At 64.6% G+C, this 18320-nt stretch carries 20 protein-coding genes and 1 pseudogene; 17 read left to right on the forward strand and 4 right to left on the reverse strand.

From position 1 onward, the window contains the following. Window positions 1–13 precede the first annotated feature (13 nt). A complete protein-coding gene (locus ABIB56_RS13980) occupies window positions 14–1084 on the reverse strand; it encodes an inositol-3-phosphate synthase (protein WP_354569832.1) in 1071 nt (356 codons plus the stop codon). Between the two features lie 143 nt (window positions 1085–1227). Between ABIB56_RS13980 and rpsF the strand changes: the two are divergent. From rpsF to ABIB56_RS14015, 7 genes and pseudogenes are all read left to right on the forward strand, one after another. Next, window positions 1228–1590: pseudogene (gene rpsF / locus ABIB56_RS13985) on the forward strand (30S ribosomal protein S6); the annotation flags it as partial. Window positions 1591–1749: 159 nt separating this feature from the next. Beyond that, window positions 1750–2253 carry a single-stranded DNA-binding protein gene (locus tag ABIB56_RS13990; protein ID WP_354569833.1) on the forward strand — a complete coding sequence of 168 codons (504 nt, stop codon included), beginning with the start codon at window positions 1750–1752 and terminating at the stop codon, window positions 2251–2253. 46 nt (window positions 2254–2299) lie between these two features. Next, the gene (rpsR, locus tag ABIB56_RS13995) at window positions 2300–2563 is read left to right on the forward strand and encodes a 30S ribosomal protein S18 (protein WP_196830392.1); all 264 of its coding nucleotides are present in this window, start codon (window positions 2300–2302) and stop codon (window positions 2561–2563) included. Between the two features lie 11 nt (window positions 2564–2574). Continuing rightward, a complete protein-coding gene (rplI, locus tag ABIB56_RS14000) occupies window positions 2575–3027 on the forward strand; it encodes a 50S ribosomal protein L9 (protein ID WP_354569835.1) in 453 nt (150 codons plus the stop codon). 521 nt (window positions 3028–3548) lie between these two features. Next, window positions 3549–4907, forward strand: coding sequence for a replicative DNA helicase (gene dnaB / locus ABIB56_RS14005; protein ID WP_354569836.1), 1359 nt, complete (start codon window positions 3549–3551; stop codon window positions 4905–4907). A gap of 81 nt (window positions 4908–4988) precedes the next feature. Beyond that, a complete protein-coding gene (locus ABIB56_RS14010) occupies window positions 4989–5645 on the forward strand; it encodes a hypothetical protein (protein ID WP_354569837.1) in 657 nt (218 codons plus the stop codon). Continuing rightward, window positions 5642–5890 carry a hypothetical protein gene (locus ABIB56_RS14015; protein ID WP_354569838.1) on the forward strand — a complete coding sequence of 83 codons (249 nt, stop codon included), beginning with the start codon at window positions 5642–5644 and terminating at the stop codon, window positions 5888–5890. Before ABIB56_RS14010 ends, ABIB56_RS14015 begins: the two co-directional genes overlap by 4 nt. Window positions 5891–6033: 143 nt before the next feature. Here ABIB56_RS14015 and purB read toward each other — a convergent pair whose 3' ends face one another. Next, window positions 6034–7419, reverse strand: a complete 1386-nt coding sequence (gene purB, locus ABIB56_RS14020) for an adenylosuccinate lyase (RefSeq protein ID WP_354569839.1) — start codon at window positions 7417–7419, stop codon at window positions 6034–6036. Continuing rightward, the gene (locus ABIB56_RS14025; RefSeq protein WP_354569841.1) at window positions 7416–7940 is read right to left on the reverse strand and encodes a low molecular weight protein-tyrosine-phosphatase; all 525 of its coding nucleotides are present in this window, start codon (window positions 7938–7940) and stop codon (window positions 7416–7418) included. The genes purB and ABIB56_RS14025 overlap by 4 nt, the downstream gene beginning before the upstream one ends. A gap of 111 nt (window positions 7941–8051) precedes the next feature. On the opposite strand from ABIB56_RS14025, the gene ABIB56_RS14030 reads away from it, so the two are divergent. After that, window positions 8052–8357, forward strand: a complete 306-nt coding sequence (locus ABIB56_RS14030) for a hypothetical protein (protein WP_354569842.1) — start codon at window positions 8052–8054, stop codon at window positions 8355–8357. Further along, a complete protein-coding gene (locus ABIB56_RS14035; protein WP_354569843.1) occupies window positions 8347–9765 on the forward strand; it encodes a hypothetical protein in 1419 nt (472 codons plus the stop codon). Before ABIB56_RS14030 ends, ABIB56_RS14035 begins: the two co-directional genes overlap by 11 nt. Before the next feature lie 19 nt (window positions 9766–9784). On the opposite strand, the gene ABIB56_RS14040 is transcribed toward ABIB56_RS14035, so the two are convergent. After that, entirely contained in the window at window positions 9785–10186 is a 402-nt protein-coding gene (locus ABIB56_RS14040; protein WP_354569845.1) for a phage holin family protein, read from the reverse strand. Between the two features lie 64 nt (window positions 10187–10250). On the opposite strand from ABIB56_RS14040, the gene ABIB56_RS14045 reads away from it, so the two are divergent. The 8 genes from ABIB56_RS14045 (at window position 10251) to ABIB56_RS14080 (ending at window position 18266) form a co-directional block, all read left to right on the forward strand. Beyond that, window positions 10251–11354 (forward strand): histidinol-phosphate transaminase, encoded by a 1104-nt coding sequence (locus tag ABIB56_RS14045; protein WP_502917611.1) that lies wholly within the window; start codon window positions 10251–10253, stop codon window positions 11352–11354. Between the two features lie 88 nt (window positions 11355–11442). Continuing rightward, entirely contained in the window at window positions 11443–12573 is a 1131-nt protein-coding gene (locus ABIB56_RS14050; protein WP_354569846.1) for a thiamine pyrophosphate-dependent dehydrogenase E1 component subunit alpha, read from the forward strand. A gap of 32 nt (window positions 12574–12605) precedes the next feature. After that, window positions 12606–13592, forward strand: a complete 987-nt coding sequence (locus ABIB56_RS14055; RefSeq protein WP_354569881.1) for an alpha-ketoacid dehydrogenase subunit beta — start codon at window positions 12606–12608, stop codon at window positions 13590–13592. Between the two features lie 34 nt (window positions 13593–13626). After that, window positions 13627–14985: a dihydrolipoamide acetyltransferase family protein gene (locus ABIB56_RS14060; RefSeq protein WP_354569848.1), complete on the forward strand. Its 1359-nt coding sequence runs from the start codon at window positions 13627–13629 to the stop codon at window positions 14983–14985. A gap of 194 nt (window positions 14986–15179) precedes the next feature. Further along, a complete protein-coding gene (locus ABIB56_RS14065) occupies window positions 15180–16109 on the forward strand; it encodes a metal ABC transporter solute-binding protein, Zn/Mn family (RefSeq protein WP_354569849.1) in 930 nt (309 codons plus the stop codon). A gap of 35 nt (window positions 16110–16144) precedes the next feature. Continuing rightward, window positions 16145–16978 (forward strand): metal ABC transporter ATP-binding protein, encoded by an 834-nt coding sequence (locus tag ABIB56_RS14070; RefSeq protein WP_354569850.1) that lies wholly within the window; start codon window positions 16145–16147, stop codon window positions 16976–16978. Next, window positions 16975–17871, forward strand: a complete 897-nt coding sequence (locus tag ABIB56_RS14075; protein ID WP_354569851.1) for a metal ABC transporter permease — start codon at window positions 16975–16977, stop codon at window positions 17869–17871. The genes ABIB56_RS14070 and ABIB56_RS14075 overlap by 4 nt, the downstream gene beginning before the upstream one ends. Then, window positions 17868–18266 (forward strand): Fur family transcriptional regulator, encoded by a 399-nt coding sequence (locus ABIB56_RS14080; RefSeq protein WP_354569852.1) that lies wholly within the window; start codon window positions 17868–17870, stop codon window positions 18264–18266. The genes ABIB56_RS14075 and ABIB56_RS14080 overlap by 4 nt, the downstream gene beginning before the upstream one ends. Window positions 18267–18320 lie beyond the last annotated feature (54 nt).

Consider the following 18320-nt stretch of genomic DNA (forward strand, 5'->3'; position numbering starts at 1 on the left):
GCGCGCGGGGGCGTCAGCCGTGGTCGCGGATGTACTGCTCCAGCAGCTCCCGGGCAACGGGGTCCGGATATTGTTGCGCCGGGCTCTTCATGAAGTAGGCGGACGCCGCCTCCACCGGTCCGCCGAGGCCCGCGTCGAGTGCGATCTTGGCCGCCCGGATCGCGTCGATCACGACGCCGGCGGAGTTGGGCGAATCCCAGACCTCGAGCTTGTACTCCAGCGAGGTGGGCGCGTTGCCGAAACCGTGCCCCTCGAGCCGCACGAAGGCGAGCTTGCGGTCGTCGAGCCACGGGATGTGGTCGCTCGGCCCGATGTGCACGTCGCGCGAGTTGAGTTGCGCGTCGATGTTGCTCGTCACCGACTGCGTCTTCGAGATCTTCTTCGACTCGAGGCGGCGGCGCTCCAGCATGTTCTTGAAATCCATGTTGCCGCCGACATTGAGCTGGTAGGTACGGTCGAGCACGAGTCCGCGTTCCTCGAAGAGCCTGGCAAGAACGCGGTGGGTGATGGTGGCGCCGAGTTGGCTCTTGATGTCATCGCCGACGATCGGCAGACCGGCATCCACGAATTTCTGGGCCCAGATCGGGTCGCTGGCGATGAAGACCGGCAGTGCGTTGACGAAAGCGACGCCGGCGTCGAGTGCCGCCTGGGCGTAGAACTTCGCGCCCCCCTCCGAGCCGACCGGAAGGTAGCAGACCAGCACCTCCGCGCCGGAGTCGTGAAGCACTTGCGCCACATCGACATCGGGCGCATCCGATTCACTGATCGTGTCGCGGTAATACTCGCCGAGGCCGTCGAGGGTCGGTCCGCGTTGCACAGTGATGCCGGATGCCGCGACTTCCGCGAAGCGCAGCGTGTTGTTCTCGCTCTGCCACATGGCATCCGCGAGGTCGAGTCCGACCTTCGCCGCATCGACGTCGAAGGCCGCCACGAAGGAGATGTCGCGGATCGAGTACCCGCCGAAACGGGTGTGCATGAGGCCCGGAACCACATCAGTGTCATCGACATCACGATAGAACGTGACCCCCTGGACGAGTGCGTTGGCACAGTTTCCGACACCGGCAATGGCGACCTTGAGGGTCATTCGTGTAGAGCTCCTTGATAGATACGGCGGTAACTGACTACACTAGGCAGGTTGTCCAAGGCCATTCGGTCTGGCGACGATGCCAAAACCCTCCTGTCACAGATCGTCTGTGGCCGTTCTAGTCCAGAGGAGGTGGGTTAGTTATGCATCAGTACGAACTAATGGTAATTCTCGATCCAGAGATCGATGAGCGAACCGTTGCCCCGTCACTCGATAAGTTCCTCAACGTCATTCGCAATGACGGTGGAACCATCGACAAGGTCGACATCTGGGGTCGTCGTCGCCTTGCCTATGAGATCAACAAGAAGTCGGAAGGCATCTACGCGGTCGTCGCATTGACGGCCAACCCCGACTCGACAGTCGAGCTCGACCGCCAGCTGAAGCTCAGCGAGGCAGTCATGCGCACCAAGGTGCTCCGCGCAGAAGAGGCGATCGCCCAGGTCGCAGAGGCGGCGAAGCTCTCCGCAGAGAAGGCCGCGCGCAAGGCAGCCGCTCCCGCGAAGGCCGGCACCGCAGCGAAGGTCGCGGATGTGGCGGCAGCTCCTGCGGCTGCAGCCCCCGCACCGGCAGCTCCGGCACCGGCAGCTCCCGCAGCCGAGGACGCAACCGCCGAGGCTCCCGCAGCCAACGCGGCAACCGCCGAGACCCCCGCTGGTAACTGAGCCATGGCCGGCGAAACCGTAATCACCGTGGTGGGCAACCTCACGAGCGACCCGGAACTGCGTTACACGCAGAACGGGCTGGCGGTTGCCAACTTCACCATCGCATCCACTCCGCGCAGCTTCGACAGGGCAAGCAACGACTGGAAAGACGGAGAGGCGCTGTTCCTGCGCGCGAGCGTATGGCGCGAGTTCGCTGAGCACGTCGCTGGATCCCTCACCAAGGGTTCGAGGGTCGTAGCAACGGGTCGCCTCAAGCAGCGGTCGTACGAGACCAAAGAGGGCGAGAAGCGCACCAGCATCGAGCTCGAGGTCGACGAGATCGGTCCGAGCCTTCGCTATGCGACGGCCCAGGTCACCCGCACCTCCTCCTCCCGTGAGGGTGGACAGGGCGGTGGCGGCGGACAGGTTGCAGACGAGCCGTGGGCAGCATCCGCTCCCGCTGCGGAGTCGGCGAACGGCGACGTGTGGAACACCCCGGGTAGCTACAACGACGAGACGCCTTTCTAGGCTGCTCGCCCCCAAATACAACTTCTTCTTCAGAAAGCAGGAAACCATGGCTGGAAAGAGCAGCGGCGATCGCCGCAAGCCCCTCCGCACTCTCAAGGGTGGCAAGAACGCCGCCCCCGCGAAGTCCATTCGCGTCGGTGTCATCGACTACAAGGACGTTGCAACCCTCCGCAAGTTCATCTCGGAGCGTGGAAAGATCCGCGCCCGCCGCATCACCGGTGTCTCCGTGCAGGAGCAGCGCCTCATCGCCCGCGCCGTCAAGAACGCGCGTGAGATGGCACTGCTTCCCTACGCCGGCTCAGGCCGTTAAGGAGCCATCACATGTCTAAGTTGATCCTCACGCACGAGGTCACCGGCCTCGGTGCCCCCGGAGACGTCGTCGACGTCAAGAACGGCTACGGCCGCAACTATCTCATCCCTCAGGGCTTCGCTGTTGCGTGGACCCGCGGTGGAGAGAAGCAGGTCGAATCGATCAAGGCCGCCCGCGTCGCACGCGAGCACGCCACGATCGAGGAAGCACAGGACCTCAAGGCCAAGCTCGAGGCCACGACGGTCAAGCTGACCGTCAAGGCCGGCGAGGGCGGGCGCCTCTTCGGTTCTGTCAAGACGACGGATGTCGCTGACGCGGTCTCCGCCGCTGGCCTCGGCAGTGTCGACAAACGCAAGATCGAGATCTCGACCCCGATCAAAGCGACCGGCCAACATGAGGCGACAGTTCGCCTGCGTGACGACCTGGTCGCGACGATCACCATCCAGGTGGTCGCTGCGAAGTAGCGTTTTTTGTCAGGGGGCTAGCAGTCGACAAGGGTCGGCCGCCAGCCCCCTTTTTCACGCTTTTTCGAGACGACGCAGTCTTGTTTGTACACAGTTGAGGGATTCCGGCACCAACCCTCAACCGCAACTGTAAACATGTTTCTACACACAGGGTGAAGTCGTAAAAAATGCTGGTCAACCTCATCTCAACGGCTAGAATTCTTTAGTTACTAACAGATAAGTCCACAGGTTGCTCACACGGCTACCGGCGTTTCGCCCCTTTTACCCACAGGTTTATCCACAGGGGTGGTTGGCGGCTCCCGTCACGCCTTCCTAAGGTGTAGCAGTGCGTCACCGGGGAACAGGAACCGGTAACCGACGACAGGGGTGGAGTGTCGGTCGCAGGGGGTACAACTGCGTCACGAGAGACTTTTTCTGTGCGGCATCCGCCGATGTCTCGTGGGTCTCGATGTTTGTGAATCAGATGTTTCGTGAGTCAGATGTTTCGTGAGTATGGCCAGAAGTTCTGAAGGAGCTGGAAGATGTCGATCGCCCACCTGGGACTTGCGACAGACCAGCGACACTCCGAGCGCACTCCCCCGCACGACCTGCTCGCAGAGCAGAGCGCGATCGGCGGCATGCTCCTCAGCAAGGATGCCGTGGCCGACGTCATCGAGTCGGTGCGTGCCGTCGACTTCTACATGCCGAAGCATGAGATCATCTTCGACGCGATCCTCTCGCTCTACGCGCACGGCGAACCGACCGATGTCATCGCGGTCACCGACGAACTGACCAAGACGGGCGAACTGACCCGCGCCGGTGGCGCGGAATACCTGCACACGCTGACCAGCCTCGTGCCGACCGCCGCGAACGCGGGCTTCTACTCCACGATCGTCGCCGAGAAGGCCGTACTGCGTCGCCTGGTCGAGGCCGGCACCCGGATCGTGCAGATGGGTTACGCCAGCGAGGGCGAGGTCGTCGACCTGGTCAACAACGCCCAGGCCGAGATCTATGGCGTCACCGGCGGTGTCGAGGCCGAGGACTTCATCCCGCTCACCGTCGCGGTCACCACGGCCATCGACGAGATCGAGGCGGCGAAGGGTCGCGACGGATCGATGACCGGAGTCCCGACCGGGTTCGCCGAGCTCGACGAGCTGACGAATGGCCTGCACGGTGGGCAGCTGATCATCGTGGCGGCACGTCCGGCACTCGGAAAGTCGACGCTCGCGCTGGACTTCGCGCGCGCGGCATCCATCAAGCACGACATGCCGTCGATCTTCTTCTCGCTGGAAATGGGGCGCTCCGAGATCGCGATGCGCCTGCTGTCGGCCGAGGCATCCGTCCCACTGCAGAACATGCGCAAGGGCACCGTCGACACCCGCGACTGGACGACGATCGCGTCGACAAGGGGCCGCATCAACGACGCACCGCTCTACATCGACGACAGCCCCAACATGACTCTGGTAGAGATCCGGGCGAAGTGCCGCAGGCTCAAGCAGAAGGTTGGGCTGAAGATGGTGATCATCGACTACCTGCAGTTGATGACCTCCGGCAAGCGCGTCGAATCCCGCCAGCAGGAAGTGAGCGAGTTCTCCCGTGCGCTCAAGCTGATGGCCAAGGAGCTTCAGGTTCCCGTGATCGCCCTCTCCCAGCTCAACCGTGGACCTGAACAGCGCTCGGACAAGATGCCGGCCCTCTCCGACCTTCGTGAGTCCGGGTCGCTCGAGCAGGACGCAGACATGGTGATCCTGCTGCACCGTGAGAGCGCCTACGAGAAAGACAACCCGCGCGCCGGCGAGGCCGACCTCATTGTGGCTAAACACCGTAACGGTCCGACCCGCACGGTGACCGTGGCGTTCCAAGGACACTTCTCCCGCTTCCAGGACATGGCTGCCGGCTGATCGAGGCGCAGGTGGAGGGCGGAACCTCCCAGCGACGGCAGCGTAAACTGGCCTGCGTTGCTGAGTCGAGAAAGAGGTCCCGTGGCTGCCACGCAGGACAACGCCGCGCAACGAGCGGCCTACTGGCCGGTGCCGATTGCACGGGCTATCCCGGCAGCGGCGCTTGCGCTGGTGATCACGTTCTCCGCCGACCACTCCGCACAGTTCGGGCTGGTCTCCTTCGGTGTCTTCGGCATCGTCAGCGGCATCGTCGTCGGTCTGATGGCCTTCCTGCGACTCGGCGAATCGCCGGTGCGCTCGTACCTGATCGCGCAGGGAGCGATCACTGTGGCGGCCGGCATCCTCGCACTCGCCTTCAATGACGGAGGAGTTCGTGGGCTGTTCTTCACACTCACCGCCTTCGCCGCGATCACCGGCTTCCTTGAGCTGTACAGCGGGCTCCGCAGTCGACGCCGGTTCGTGGCATCCGGTGACTGGGTCGGAGTCGGCGTATTCACCGCGGTGGCCGCCCTCGTCTTCCTGCTGATACCGCCGGGGTTCCGCCAGGGCTTCACCGGGCCTGATGGCGTGCATCGGGTGCTTGACGCGTCCGTCGTGGTAGTCGGACTGCTCGGCGCCTATGCGGCGATCATCGCCGTCTACCTGCTCATCGCCGGTCTCTCGGCCAAGTGGGGCACCCAGACCGCACCGGCAGCGACATCCGCCGACGCAGCAAAACACGAGGAGACCAAGGCGTGACAACCCCCAGCCGCCAGGATCGCCTGCGCCCACTCGAATTCATCGTGCTCTCGGCGGTTATCGCCGTGTTCATCGGTCTTGTAGTTCTGCTGACCACGCGGGAGCCGATGCTGGCGCTGATCTTCTTCGGAATCGCGTTCATCGTGTCGCTGGTCGCAATCGCGATGTTCTCGCTGGCGATCAAACCGGGGGATGCCGAGAAGACCGACCTCGACGAGCAGGACAACGAGGGACGCGACCACTAGTCGGACGCCCAGAGTCGCAGCTGAGCCCCCAGAGATCTTGTGAGCGCTGTCGAATCGGCGTTCCGCTGTTGCGAAAACGGCAGCGGAACGCCGAAACGGCAGCGGACAGATAGGAGCCGGACAGTGGGAGCCGGATGTCGGCGTTACTCCGCCGCGTAGTCCACGAGTTGGCTGGCGAGACCGATATAGCCGGCCGGTGTCAGCGCCACCAGGCGTGCCTTCGCCTCGTCGCCGATATCCAGCGCTTGCACGAAGGCCACGAGTTCCGCCTGGTCGACGCGCTTGCCCCTGGTGAGCTCCTTGAGCATGGCGTAGGGATCAGCGATCGAGCTGCGACCGGCGGTGACCTCGGCCCGGATGACCGTCTGGATGGCCTCGCCGAGCACCTCCCAGTTACCGTCGAGGTCCTCGTCGAGCCGCACGGGGTTCACGGCGATCTCGCCGAGGCCGCGCAGGATGTTGTCGAGAGCGAGCACGGAGTGACCGAGAGCGACGCCCACATTGCGCTGTGTCGTGGAGTCGGTGAGATCGCGTTGCAGCCGTGAGGTGACGAGGGTGGCCGCGAGCGAGTCGAGCAGGGCGCTGGAGAGTTCCAGGTTCGCCTCAGCGTTCTCGAAACGGATCGGGTTGATCTTGTGTGGCATCGTCGAGGAGCCGGTGGCTCCGGCCTGCGGGATCTGGCTGAAGTAGCCCATGGAGATGTAGGTCCAGATGTCCGTCGCCAGGTTGTGCAGCACACGATTGGCGTGGCTGACGCGCTGATAGAGCTCCGCCTGCCAGTCGTGCGGCTCGATCTGGGTGGTGAGCGGATTCCAGCTCAGTCCGAGCGAGGTCACGAACTCCCGCGAGATGGCCGGCCAGTCCCTGGTCGGGTCGGCCGCGACGTGAGCCGCGAAGGTGCCGGTCGCGCCACTGAACTTGCCCAGGTACTCCGTCGCCTCGATCTGGGCGATGATGCGGCGCAGGCGCCCAACGAACACCGCGAACTCCTTGCCGACGGTGGTGGGGGTCGCAGGCTGGCCGTGCGTGTGGGCGAGCATTGCGGCGTCGCGATGCGCGATGGAACGTTCGTAGAGGGCGTCGATCACGGCATGCACCTTCGGCAGCCAGACGTTTCGTACCGCGGCGCTGATGGTGAGCGCGTAGGAGAGGTTGTTCACGTCTTCACTCGTCGCGGCGAAGTGGGTGAGCTCTGCGACATCCGTGAGTCCGAGTTGTGCGAGACGTGCGCGCACGTAGTACTCGACGGCCTTCACGTCGTGGCGGGTGGTCGCCTCGAGGACGGCGAGTTCGTCGATGTCGGCCTGCCCGAAGTCGGCGACCAGCTGGCGCAGGGCACGAGCCTGCTCGGGGTCGAACCGCTTCGAGCCGAAGAACTCGTTGTCGGTGAGATAAATCAACCACTCCACCTCCACGTGCACCCTGGCGCGGTTGAGGCCAGCCTCTGAGAGATGCTCGCCGAGTTCGACGACGGCGGCCCTGTAGCGGCCGTCGAGCGGACTCAGTGGTTGTTCTGGCAGTGGGCTCACGAGACTCCCCGTCGGATTCCTGGCTCAATTTGGCGGAAGAGCGCCGCGCTGGACTTTTCGATCATCCCGAGGACGCTGCCGAACATGGCGGCGTCGGAGTAGTACGGGTCAGGAACATCGACCTGGGCTGCCTGGTCGCTGTCGAAGCTGAGGAGCATCTGCACCTTGCCACGATCCTGTTCCGTGTTGGCCCAGGCCCGCAGGATGCGTTCCTGGCTGCGGTCGAAGACGACCACCAGGTCGAGGTTGTCGAACCAGTCGGGATCGAACTGTTTCGCCCTGTGCCGTGAGCCATCGTATCCGCGGGCGGAGAGGGCCGCGATGGTGCGTGCGTCGGAATGCTCGCCGACGTGCCAGTCGCCGGTTCCCGCGGAGATAACGGTGACCGCTCCCTCGTAGCCGGCCTTCTTCACCTGGTCACGAAAGACGACCTCCGCCATCGGCGAGCGGCAGATGTTGCCCGTGCACACGAAGCAGATTCTGAAGAGCGCCGACTCATCGAGTGTGCGGTCGAAGCTCATGCCTCCATTGTCGCGCAGATTGCGTCGTCTGCTCCTGCACAGGATGTGAGCGTGCGAGCGGGTTCTCTGTTCTGTTGTACCTCGCGCATCCGGTCTCTTGGTTGGCGCAGGATGGCCGCATCGAAGGGAGAACGAATGTCGGATGTCGTGGATGTCTCGGCCGAGCAGGTTCGAGTGCGAGCAGCGCTCGAGCGGCAGTTGCAGGCACTGGAATCGCTGGTGGACCGGTTCGAGGAGGCGCTCATGGGCATCCCGCACGCCGCGCACAGCGAGATCTGGCGTGGAGAGGCCCACCGTCTCTATGTCGCCGCTGTCGAGTCGCTCGGGCGGGATCTCGCGAGCGCCGACATGCTGATCCGAAGTGCTGTCTCCCATACCCGCAGAGCGGTGAGCGTGATGGCCGATCGTGTCGGGTGACATCGTCGTCAGCGGTGGCGGTTCGAGCGCCGTCGCCACGGAGGAACTGTTCGTGCAGGCCCAGCAACTCGACGCGCTGCACGCCCGGCTGGTGGACTGCCTTGCTCAACTCGCCGTGATCGACAGGGTCGTGGCGTCCGCAACCCTGCGGGCGAACGCGCCGGCGAGCGCCATCGCTGCCGAGGAAGACATGGATGACGCGTCCCTGGTTATTTCGAGGGCGGCACCCCGCGCCGCTCAGCTGAGGTTGGCGCTCGAACAGTCGGCAGAGGCTTACGGTTTCGTCGAACGCTCAGCCACCCGGCTCACGCAGGAGCTTGCGGCGAGGTTCGGCTGGCTCTTCGGCATGATGCTGCCGAGCATCGCACTCTCCCTACTGCCGGCCATCGTCGGGGTGGCGGGTGGCGTAGCCGTCGGGCTCGCGCTCATGCCTGAGCAGTCGCGTAAGGCACTGTTCGCTGGCCTCCCGGAATGGTTCCGCAAGAACAGCACGGCTCTCAGCGATCCGCGCACGGTGCAGCTCGTGCGTCTGCTGGTGATGAGCGTCGACGACATCGGTGGTGGAGTGTTGCATCTGCCGCCCGATGTGGTCCACGCCCTCGGCGATGAGGGCCTCGGCATTTTCGGGGTCACGTCGTCCTCGGCCATCGTGGTCGGCGTCGGCGGCATGACAGGGGCGCTCGCCGAAACGCCGGTGACCGTGCAGAGGTCTGGCACGACGATCACGACGGCACCGCTGACCTTCGAGGAGCGGGCCGCGCGATTGCCGCGAGGCGCCGCGCAGGTGCGCATCGACAGGTACCAGCAGGCCGACGGGTCCAACCGGTACGAGGTCTACGTCAGCGGCACCAGGGATTTCTCGCTTGTGCCGGGCGATCAGCCGTGGGACATGACCAGCAACATGAACTCGATGGCCGGTGGGGAGTCGGGTTCCTATCGGGCGGTGGCGGAGGCGATGCGCATGGAGGGCATCGACGCCGACTCACCGGTCGTCTTCAACGGTCATTCCCAGGGCGGCCTGATCGCGGCGCAGCTCGCCGGTTCCGGCGACTACAACACGAAGGGCGTTTTCACGCTCGGGGCACCGGCGGCGCAGATCGAGATTCCCTCCGACGTGCCGTGGGTGGCCGTGGAACATACCGACGATCTCGTGCCCGCGCTTGCGGGCAACTGGCAGGGGTCGGATCCGGTGCTGGTGCGTCGCGAAGTGTTCGCGGATCGACCGGTGTCGACCGGTGTCGTCTTCCCCGCGCATCAGATCGGTCCGTACCTGGAGACGGCGCGGCTGATCGACGGATCCGAGGAGGAGCGACTGGTGCGCTCTGGCCGTGAATTCGCCGAGTTCGGCGGTCAATCGACCACCGTCGAGTCCACCCTGTATAGCGCAGAACGCGCGGACCGGCCGTGACGACGACCGGCCGTGATGACTACCGGCCGCCGCGCCCCACCAGCGGACGGATGATGATGCCGATGAGCCAGCTGATCAGGGCCAGCACGAGGGCGCCGAGCACACCCCACCAGAAACCGTCGACCACCAGACCGAAACCGAGAAGCGAGGTGATCCAACTCACCAGGAGAAGCAGCAGCGCGTTCACCACGAGAGCGAGGAGACCGAGTGTGAGCACATAGAGAGGGAAGGCGACGATTCGGATGAAGTTGCCGATCACCCCGTTGACGATGCCGAAGATCAGGGCGACCAGCAGGTAGGTGAGTACCCAGGCCAGGGTGTCCTGGTTGCCGAAGGGTACCACGCGTACCCCCGCGACGATGAGAGTGGTCAGCCACAGGGCCACGGCATTGATGATCAGGCGCACTAGAAATCTCGACATGCCACAACTATGCCCGTGCCGCGGTCGCGTGTGCAATCGTTCTGGGCGCGCCTAGGCTTGAGGGGTGACCATTCCCGAGACGCCTCCCGTCAAGCTGCGGCCCGAGATCGTGGCGTTGGCCGCCTATCGCCAGGGCAAGCCGGCTGCCGAGGACGCGTTCAAACTGTCCTCCAACGAGAACCCCTTCGAGCCCATTCCGGCGGTCATTGCAGCCCTCGCCGAATCCTCTGGAGTAAACCGCTATCCGGGCGCCGGGATGGAACTACGAGCTGCGATCGCGGGGCGTTTCGGCGTGAGCGTGGCCGAGGTGCATCTCGGGGCGGGTTCCGTTTCCATTCTTTCCCAGCTGATCCAGGCTGCCGCGGGTCCCGGCGACGAAGTGCTCTACCCCTGGCGGTCCTTCGAGGCCTATCCAGGGCTTGTCTCGGTATCGGGAGCCACCAGCATCCAGGTGCCGAATACGCCGGATGAACGGCACGACCTCGATGCGATGGCTGCGGGGATCACCGAGCGCACCCGCGTCATCATCGTCTGCACCCCGAACAACCCCACGAGCACCATCGTCACGGCCGACGAGTTCGCCCGGTTCATGACCGTCGTGCCGCAGGATGTGCTCGTCGTACTCGACGAGGCCTACGTCGAATTCGTGACCGACGAGACCGCTGTCGATGGTGCGATGCTGCACGGGCGGTACCAGAACCTCGTCGTGCTGCGCACCTTCTCGAAGGCTTACGGGCTTGCGGGGCTGCGGATCGGGTACGCGGTCGGGCCAGAGTACATCCTCGATGCGGCGCGCAGCACATCCATCCCGCTCTCCGTCACCCAACCGGCGATGCAGGCGGCGCTGGTGTCCCTCGAGCATGAGGAGGAGCTCTTCGAGCGGGTCTCCCGCATCGCGGCGCTTCGCGACCAGGTCTGGCTCGCGCTCACCGATCAGGGCTGGTCAGTGCCGAAGCCGCAGGGCAACTTCGTCTGGCTTGCCACCGGCGACTACACCCAGGAGGCGACTGAGGTGTTCGCCCGAAACGGAATCGTGGTGCGCCCGCTGTCTCCGGAGGGCATCCGTGTGTCGATTGGGGAGGCGCAGTCTGTGGACAAACTCCTAAGAGCTTCCGCAGAGGTTGTCGCCAACCTACCAAGTACCCTCTGCAAGGCCACGTTAGATTAGAACCTCGGTGTCGCTTGGGCGGCGCCGCATCGAACTACCGGATGCCGGCCCATCGGGCCCAGGGCACAGACAGGACTGCGAGGTCACCGTGGCAGGAACCGCCGAGGTAGAACCCACACAGACGGTGCAACTTCTCTCCGCCGACGGCGTTCTGCAGACGGATGACACGGCCGCAGAGTATCTCCCCTACATAGACGCACTGGCCGATGACGACCTGCGCCAGTTTCACCGCGACATGGTCATCACCCGCCGGTTCGACCTCGAGGCGACGAACCTGCAGCGCCAGGGGCAACTCGCCCTCTGGCCGCCGAGCCACGGCCAGGAGGCCGCCCAGGTCGGATCCGGCCGTGCGACCCGCGCGCAGGACCACATCTTCCCGTCCTACCGCGAGCACTCGGTCGGGTTGGTCCGTGGACTCGACGTGCTCGACATCATCGGCCTGATGCGCGGCGTGTCGAACGGCGGCTGGAACCCGGCGACGAACAACAACTTCCACCTCTATACGCTGGTGCTCGGCTCGCAGGCACTGCACGCCACCGGCTACGCGATGGGCATCAACTTCGACGGCATGACGGCCACCGGCAATCCCGAGACCGATGAGGCCGTGATCGTCTACTTCGGTGACGGCGCGACCAGTCAGGGCGATGTCAGCGAGGCTTTCGTCTTCGCGGCCAGCTTCCAAACCCCGCAGGTGTTCTTCCTGCAGAACAATCACTGGGCGATCTCAGTGCCGGTGAGCGTTCAGTCCCGCATTCCGCTCTACCTGCGATCGCAGGGCTTCGGCATCCCCAGCGTGCAGATCGACGGCAATGATGTGCTCGCCAGCTACGCCGTCACGCGCAAGAATCTCGAAGAGACCCGTTCTGGCGGAGGCCCACGAATGATCGAGGCCCTCACCTATCGCATCGGCGCTCACACGACCAGTGACGACCCGACAAAGTACCGTGGCGACGTGGAACTGCAGGGCTGGATCGCCCGCGACCCGATCGAGCGCTTCGAGGCGTTCCTGCGCAGCAAAGGCGAGGGTGACGGTTTCTTCGCCGAGGTCGCGACCGAGGCCCAGGATTTCTCTGCCGATCTTCGTCGGCGCACCCTCGAAATGGCACCGCCATCCGCGGAGAAGCTGTTCAACCATGTCTACTCCGAGCCGCATCCGGTGATAGATGCCCAGAAGCAGTGGCTCGCCGACTACGAGGCGTCATTCGGAGGTAACGCGTGAGCATCGAAACGGCGGATGTCGAGGCCGCCCCAATGCCGACCGAGACCCAGGATCTTCCCCTCGGCAAGGCCCTCAATGCCGGCTTGCGCAAGGCCCTCGGCGAGAACGACAAAGTGCTCATCATGGGTGAGGACATCGGTCCGCTGGGCGGCGTCTTCCGGGTGACGGAGGGCCTCCAGGCCGAGTTCGGCACCAAGCGGGTCTTCGACACCCCGCTCGCCGAGTCCGGGATCGTCGGCACCGCGATCGGTCTCGCCCTCCGCGGCTACCGGCCGGTCTGCGAGATCCAGTTCGACGGATTCATCTTCCCCGCCTTCGACCAGATCACCACCCAACTGGCCAAGCTCACCAGTCGTCACGAGGGCCAGGTCAGCATGCCCGTGGTTATCCGCGTGCCTTACGGCGGACACATCGGCGCTGTCGAACACCACCAGGAAAGCCCTGAAGCGTACTTCGCCCACACACCGGGACTCCGCGTGGTGAGCCCGAGTACCCCCAACGACGCCTACTGGATGATCCAGGAGGCGATTGCCTCCAACGACCCCGTGATGTTCTTCGAGCCGAAGAGCCGTTACTGGAACAAGGGTCCCGTCGACTTCTCGGCGAGTGCCGTGCCGCTGCATTCGAGCCGCGTGGTCCGCACCGGCAGCGAGGTCACTGTCGTCGGACACGGCGCCATGGTCACCGTTCTGCTGCAGGCCGCAGAACTCGCGGAGGTCGAAGGTACGAGCATCGAGGTCATCGACCTGCGCTCCCTCTCCCCCATCGACTACGGCCCGATTCTCGCCTCGGTGCAGAAGACCGGTCGACTCGTCGTGGCATCCGAAGCCCCTGGCTTCGTGAGCATCGCCTCCGAGATCGCGGCGACGGTCACCGAGAAGGCCTTCTACACGCTCGAGGCTCCGGTGCTTCGGGTGACGGCGTTCGACACACCGTTCCCTCCCGCCAAACTCGAGACCACCTATCTTCCGGATGCCGACCGCGTACTCGAGGCCGTCGACCGGTCCCTGGCTTACTAGAGCATCGCTTTTCAGAGCACAACAGGAGCACACCATGAGCAGCTCAGAATTCACTCTCCCGGATGTCGGCGAAGGCCTGACCGAGGCGGAGATCGTTGCCTGGAAGGTCAAGCCGGGCGACGCGGTCACCGTCAACCAGGTGCTGGTCGAGATCGAGACGGCGAAGTCGCTCGTCGAGCTGCCCTCGCCATTCGAGGGCGTCGTCACCGCGATCCTCGTGCAGGAGGGCACCACCGTCGACGTGGGAACCCCGATCATCTCCGTCTCCTCGGCGGGTTCGACGCCGGAGGTCGCAGAGGCTCCCCCGGTGATCGACTCGGATGAGGTCACCGACACCGCAGGCAGCATCACCCACGAGAAGGCAGCCTCTGAGAGCGGCGAGAAGCAGGATGCCGTGCTCGTCGGCTACGGGCTGAAGGGTCACGGGTCGTCCCGGCGCAGCCGCCCGGCACTTGCTGGAGCGGCAGCTGCGGCTTCGACCGGTACGCCGCCACCCGCCGCGCGTCCGTCGTCGGTGCCCGCGGCATCCGCGTCTGCCATCATCGCGAAGCCGCCGATCCGCAAGCTGGCGAAGGACCTGGCCGTAGACCTCGCCGAGGTGAACCCCACCGGTCTCGCGGGCGAGATCACCCGCGACGACGTGGTGCGTCACGCTTCGCAGGCGAGCCTGTTCCGCAACATTGAGACGCCGGCCTGGTCGAGCGATCGGGAGGAGCGCATCCCGGTGAAGGGCGTGCGCAAGGCGATCGCCACCGCCATGGTCTCGAGTGCTTTCAGCGCGCCGCACGTGAGCCTCTTCGTCGATGTCGATGCCACGCGCACCATGGAGTTCGTCAAGCGGCTCAAGAACTCCGCCGACTTCGCCGGCGTGAAGGTCTCCCCGCTGCTGATCATGGCCAAAGCGATGATCTGGGCCGTGCGCCGCAACCCGACGGTCAACGCGCAATGGACTGACAGCGAGATCATCGTCAAGCACTACGTGAACTTCGGCATTGCCGCGGCCACCCCCCGTGGGCTCATCGTGCCGAACATCAAGGAAGCGCAGGAGCTCTCATTGCGCGAACTCGCCTCGGCGATCGAGCAGCTCACGCTCACCGCGCGCGACGGCAAGACCCAGCCGGCCGAGATGGCCGATGGAACCATCACCGTCACCAACATCGGTGTCTTCGGCATGGACACCGGCACCCCGATCCTCAACCCCGGGGAGGTCGCGATCGTCGCCCTCGGCACGATCAAGCAGAAGCCGTGGGTGGTCGATGGCGAGGTGCGTCCGCGTTTCGTGACGACGCTCGGTGCGAGCTTCGATCACCGCATCGTGGACGGGGACGTCGCCAGCCGCTTCCTCGCGGATGTCGCGAGCATCATCGAGGAGCCTGCTCTCCTGCTCGACTAGCGCGGGGTCGTTGCTGTGCCGACAAATGTTCCCGTCTGGCGCGTTTGTTCCCCGTCGAACGGGAACACAAGCGCCAGACGGGAACAGTTGCCACACAACTCGGTAGTAGTGGCCCGAGTCAGCGTGTACTATTGATAACGAATCTCATTACAGTTATCAACTGTCCATACCCAAGTTAGAAAGCTCCACACCTCATGCGCGTGAAGTCTCTCCCCATCCTCATCGTCGGCGCGGTCGCTGCGTCCCTCGCGCTCGCCGGATGCTCGTCCCCGGCGGATTCGTCGTCGGCCGGTGCGACCACTGGCTACGGACCTCTCCGGGTCGTCGCATCCACCAATGTCTACGGTGATATCGCGTCGACGATCGGCGGCGACCTGGTCACTGTCGACTCGATCATCAGCGACCCGTCGCAGGATCCGCACTCCTACGAGGCCGACGCCCAGGTGCAGCTCGCCCTCTCCAAGGCGCAGGTCGTGATCGAGAACGGCGGCGGCTACGACGATTTCGTCGGCACTCTGCTTAAGGGCGCCAACAACTCGAAGGTTGCGGTGCTGAACGCCGCCAACATCTCCGGCTACGACCAGAAGCCGGCAGGGGGCGAGTTCAACGAGCACCTCTGGTACGACTTCCCCACGGTGCACAGGGTCGTCGACGCGATCGTCGATCGTTTCACCGCGATCGAGCCGTCCGGCGCGAAGACCTTCACCGCCAACGCGAAGAAGTTCACGGACGCCCTCGACAGGCTGGAGAGTGACGAGACCAACCTCAAGTCCAGCTTCTCGGGTGAGGGTGTCGCGATTACCGAACCCGTGCCGCTGTACCTGCTCGAGGCATCCGGCCTGGTCAATAAGACCCCGCAGAAGTTCAGCAAGGCGATCGAAGGGGGAACGGATGTTTCCCCCGTCGTACTCAAAGACACCCTTGCCCTCTTCAGCGAAGGCACCGTGAAGCTTCTTGCCTACAATGAACAGACCAGCGGTCCGGAGACGGAGCAGGTGCTCGCGGCGGCGAAGAGCGCGGGTGTGGCGGTCGTCCCGGTCACGGAAACCCTGCCGAGCGGTAAGGACTATCTCGGCTGGATGACCGACAATCTCAACGCGGTGAAGGCCGCCCTCACCAAGTAACCTGCCGGGCGTTCGGCCCGGTAGCTAAGGATCTCGTGGAACCCGATACCGAAACTCCGGTACTGAGCCTGCGCTCGGCGACCCTGTCGTTCGGGGACCGTCAGCTCTGGCAGAACCTCAACCTCGACGTGCAGCCCGGCGAGTTCCTCGCGGTGCTCGGACCGAACGGCACCGGCAAGACAAGCCTGCTCAAGACGATCCTCGGCCAGCAGAAACTGACCTCCGGATCGATCGAGTTCCTTGGCTCTCCCGTCGGGCGTGGCAGCCGGAAGATCGGCTACATCCCGCAGCAGAAGCTGCTCGAACCGGGAACTCCCCTGCGAGCCCGTGACCTCATCACCTTCGGGGTCAACGGCAATCGCTGGGGGCTGCCGGTGCCATCGAAGGCGGTCCGCAGGAAAGTCGACGGCATCCTCGAATCGGTGGGTGCCATCGAGTACGCGAACGTGCCGGTCGCGACGCTCTCCGGCGGAGAGCAGCAGCGCATCAGGGTCGGCCAGTCGATAGCCGGAGACCCGCGACTGCTGCTCTGCGACGAGCCGCTGATCTCCCTCGACCTGCACCACCAGCGCCAGGTGAGTGAGTTGATCGATGAGCAGCGCAAGGCACTGAACACCGCCGTCGTCTTCGTCACCCACGATGTGAACCCGATTCTGGGGATGGTCGACCGCGTGCTCTACCTCGCCGGCGGACGCTTCCGTGTCGGAACCCCGGATGAGGTGCTGCGCTCAGAGGTGCTGTCGTACATGTACGACACCCCCGTCGAGGTGATCCGCAGCCGCGGTCGCATCGTGGTGCTTGGCGCTCCGGAGGGCTACGGCGTGCACGATCATCTCGAACACCACATCAAGGCCGGTGGTGAACAGTGAACCAGGATCTCTGGCACCAGATCTTCGGCTTCGAGAACTACGGCGAGTTGCTCGTACTGGTGAAGAACTCGATTGTCGCCGGCGCGATCCTCGGCGTCGTCGGCGGCCTGATCGGGCCATTCGTGATGACCCGCGATCTCGCCTTCGCGGTACACGGCATCAGCGAACTGAGTTTCGCCGGGGCATCCGCTGCCCTGCTGTTCGGCGTGAACGTCGTCGCCGGATCGATCGGCGGCTCGCTGCTGGCGGCGCTGCTCATCGGCATCCTCGGGGCGAAGGCGAGGGAACGCAACTCGATCATCGCGGTGCTCATGCCATTCGGGCTGGGGCTCGGCATTCTGTTTCTCGCCCTCTACAAGGGCAGGAGTGCTAACAAGTTCGGCCTGCTGACCGGGCAGATCGTCTCGGTCGACGACCCCCAACTGCTGATGCTCACCATCATCTCGATCGTGGTGATCATCGGGCTGTTCGTCGTCTGGCGTCCGCTGAGCTTCGCCAGCGTGGATGCGGATGTGGCGCGAGCCAAGGGCCTGCCCGTCACCACCATCTCGATCGCCTTCATGATCCTGCTCGGACTCGCCACCGCGGTGTCTATCCAGATCGTCGGGGCGCTGCTGGTGCTCTCGCTGCTCGTCACGCCGGCCGCCGCGGCGATGCGAGTGACCGCGTCGCCGTTTCTGACCCCCCTGCTCAGCGTGATCTTCGCGGTGACCTCGGTGGTCGGTGGCATCCTGCTCGCTCTGGGCGGCGGCCTGCCGATCAGTCCCTACGTCACCACGATCTCCTTTCTGATTTACGTCGTCTGCCGCATCATCGGCGCCCGGAAAGGTCGAAGCGGAAACAACGGGCGTCGAGCCTCCGCACAGCCATCCAAAGTTAGGATCGAGGCGTGAAGCGAAACACCTGGCAGCGCGAGGCCGTTCGCGAAGCGCTCGGCAGCAACGAGGGTTTCGTGAGTGCGCAGAGCCTGCACTCCAGCCTGCGCGGCACCGGTTCGCCGATCGGGCTTGCGACCGTCTATCGCGCGCTCGCCGACCTCGCCGTCGAGGGTGAGGCCGACTCGCTCCAGTCGCTCGAGGGCGAAAGCCTCTATCGTGCCTGCACGCCGGGTCAGCACCATCATCACCTGATCTGCCGCAACTGTGGGCTCACGGTTGAGATCGAGGCGGACGCCGTAGAACTCTGGGCGAAGTCCGTGGCGGCAGAGCACGGCTTCACCCAGCCGAACCATGTGGTCGACGTGTTCGGACTCTGCGCCGCCTGCTCGCGAACAGCGGGAGAAGAATAGCGAACTTCTCTTTGTGAGGCGGGGGCGTAGTCTCGAATGCTGGGGCCATTTGAG

This window comes from Glaciihabitans sp. UYNi722, from assembly GCF_040549465.1.
GTDB lineage: Bacteria > Actinomycetota > Actinomycetes > Actinomycetales > Microbacteriaceae > Lacisediminihabitans.

Bases quoted from the DNA above. Each gene is read 5' to 3' on its own strand.
- ABIB56_RS13980 (WP_354569832.1), bottom strand. From the start codon at position 1,084: ATGACCCTCAAGGTCGCCATTGCCGGTGTCGGAAACTGTGCCAACGCA.
- ABIB56_RS13990 (WP_354569833.1), top strand. From the start codon at position 1,750: ATGGCCGGCGAAACCGTAATCACCGTGGTGGGCAACCTCACGAGCGAC.
- rpsR (WP_196830392.1), top strand. From the start codon at position 2,300: ATGGCTGGAAAGAGCAGCGGCGATCGCCGCAAGCCCCTCCGCACTCTC.
- rplI (WP_354569835.1), top strand. From the start codon at position 2,575: ATGTCTAAGTTGATCCTCACGCACGAGGTCACCGGCCTCGGTGCCCCC.
- dnaB (WP_354569836.1), top strand. From the start codon at position 3,549: ATGTCGATCGCCCACCTGGGACTTGCGACAGACCAGCGACACTCCGAG.
- ABIB56_RS14025 (WP_354569841.1), bottom strand. From the start codon at position 7,940: ATGAGCTTCGACCGCACACTCGATGAGTCGGCGCTCTTCAGAATCTGC.
- ABIB56_RS14030 (WP_354569842.1), top strand. From the start codon at position 8,052: ATGGCCGCATCGAAGGGAGAACGAATGTCGGATGTCGTGGATGTCTCG.
- ABIB56_RS14040 (WP_354569845.1), bottom strand. From the start codon at position 10,186: ATGTCGAGATTTCTAGTGCGCCTGATCATCAATGCCGTGGCCCTGTGG.
- ABIB56_RS14055 (WP_354569881.1), top strand. From the start codon at position 12,606: ATGCCGACCGAGACCCAGGATCTTCCCCTCGGCAAGGCCCTCAATGCC.
- ABIB56_RS14060 (WP_354569848.1), top strand. From the start codon at position 13,627: ATGAGCAGCTCAGAATTCACTCTCCCGGATGTCGGCGAAGGCCTGACC.
- ABIB56_RS14065 (WP_354569849.1), top strand. From the start codon at position 15,180: ATGCGCGTGAAGTCTCTCCCCATCCTCATCGTCGGCGCGGTCGCTGCG.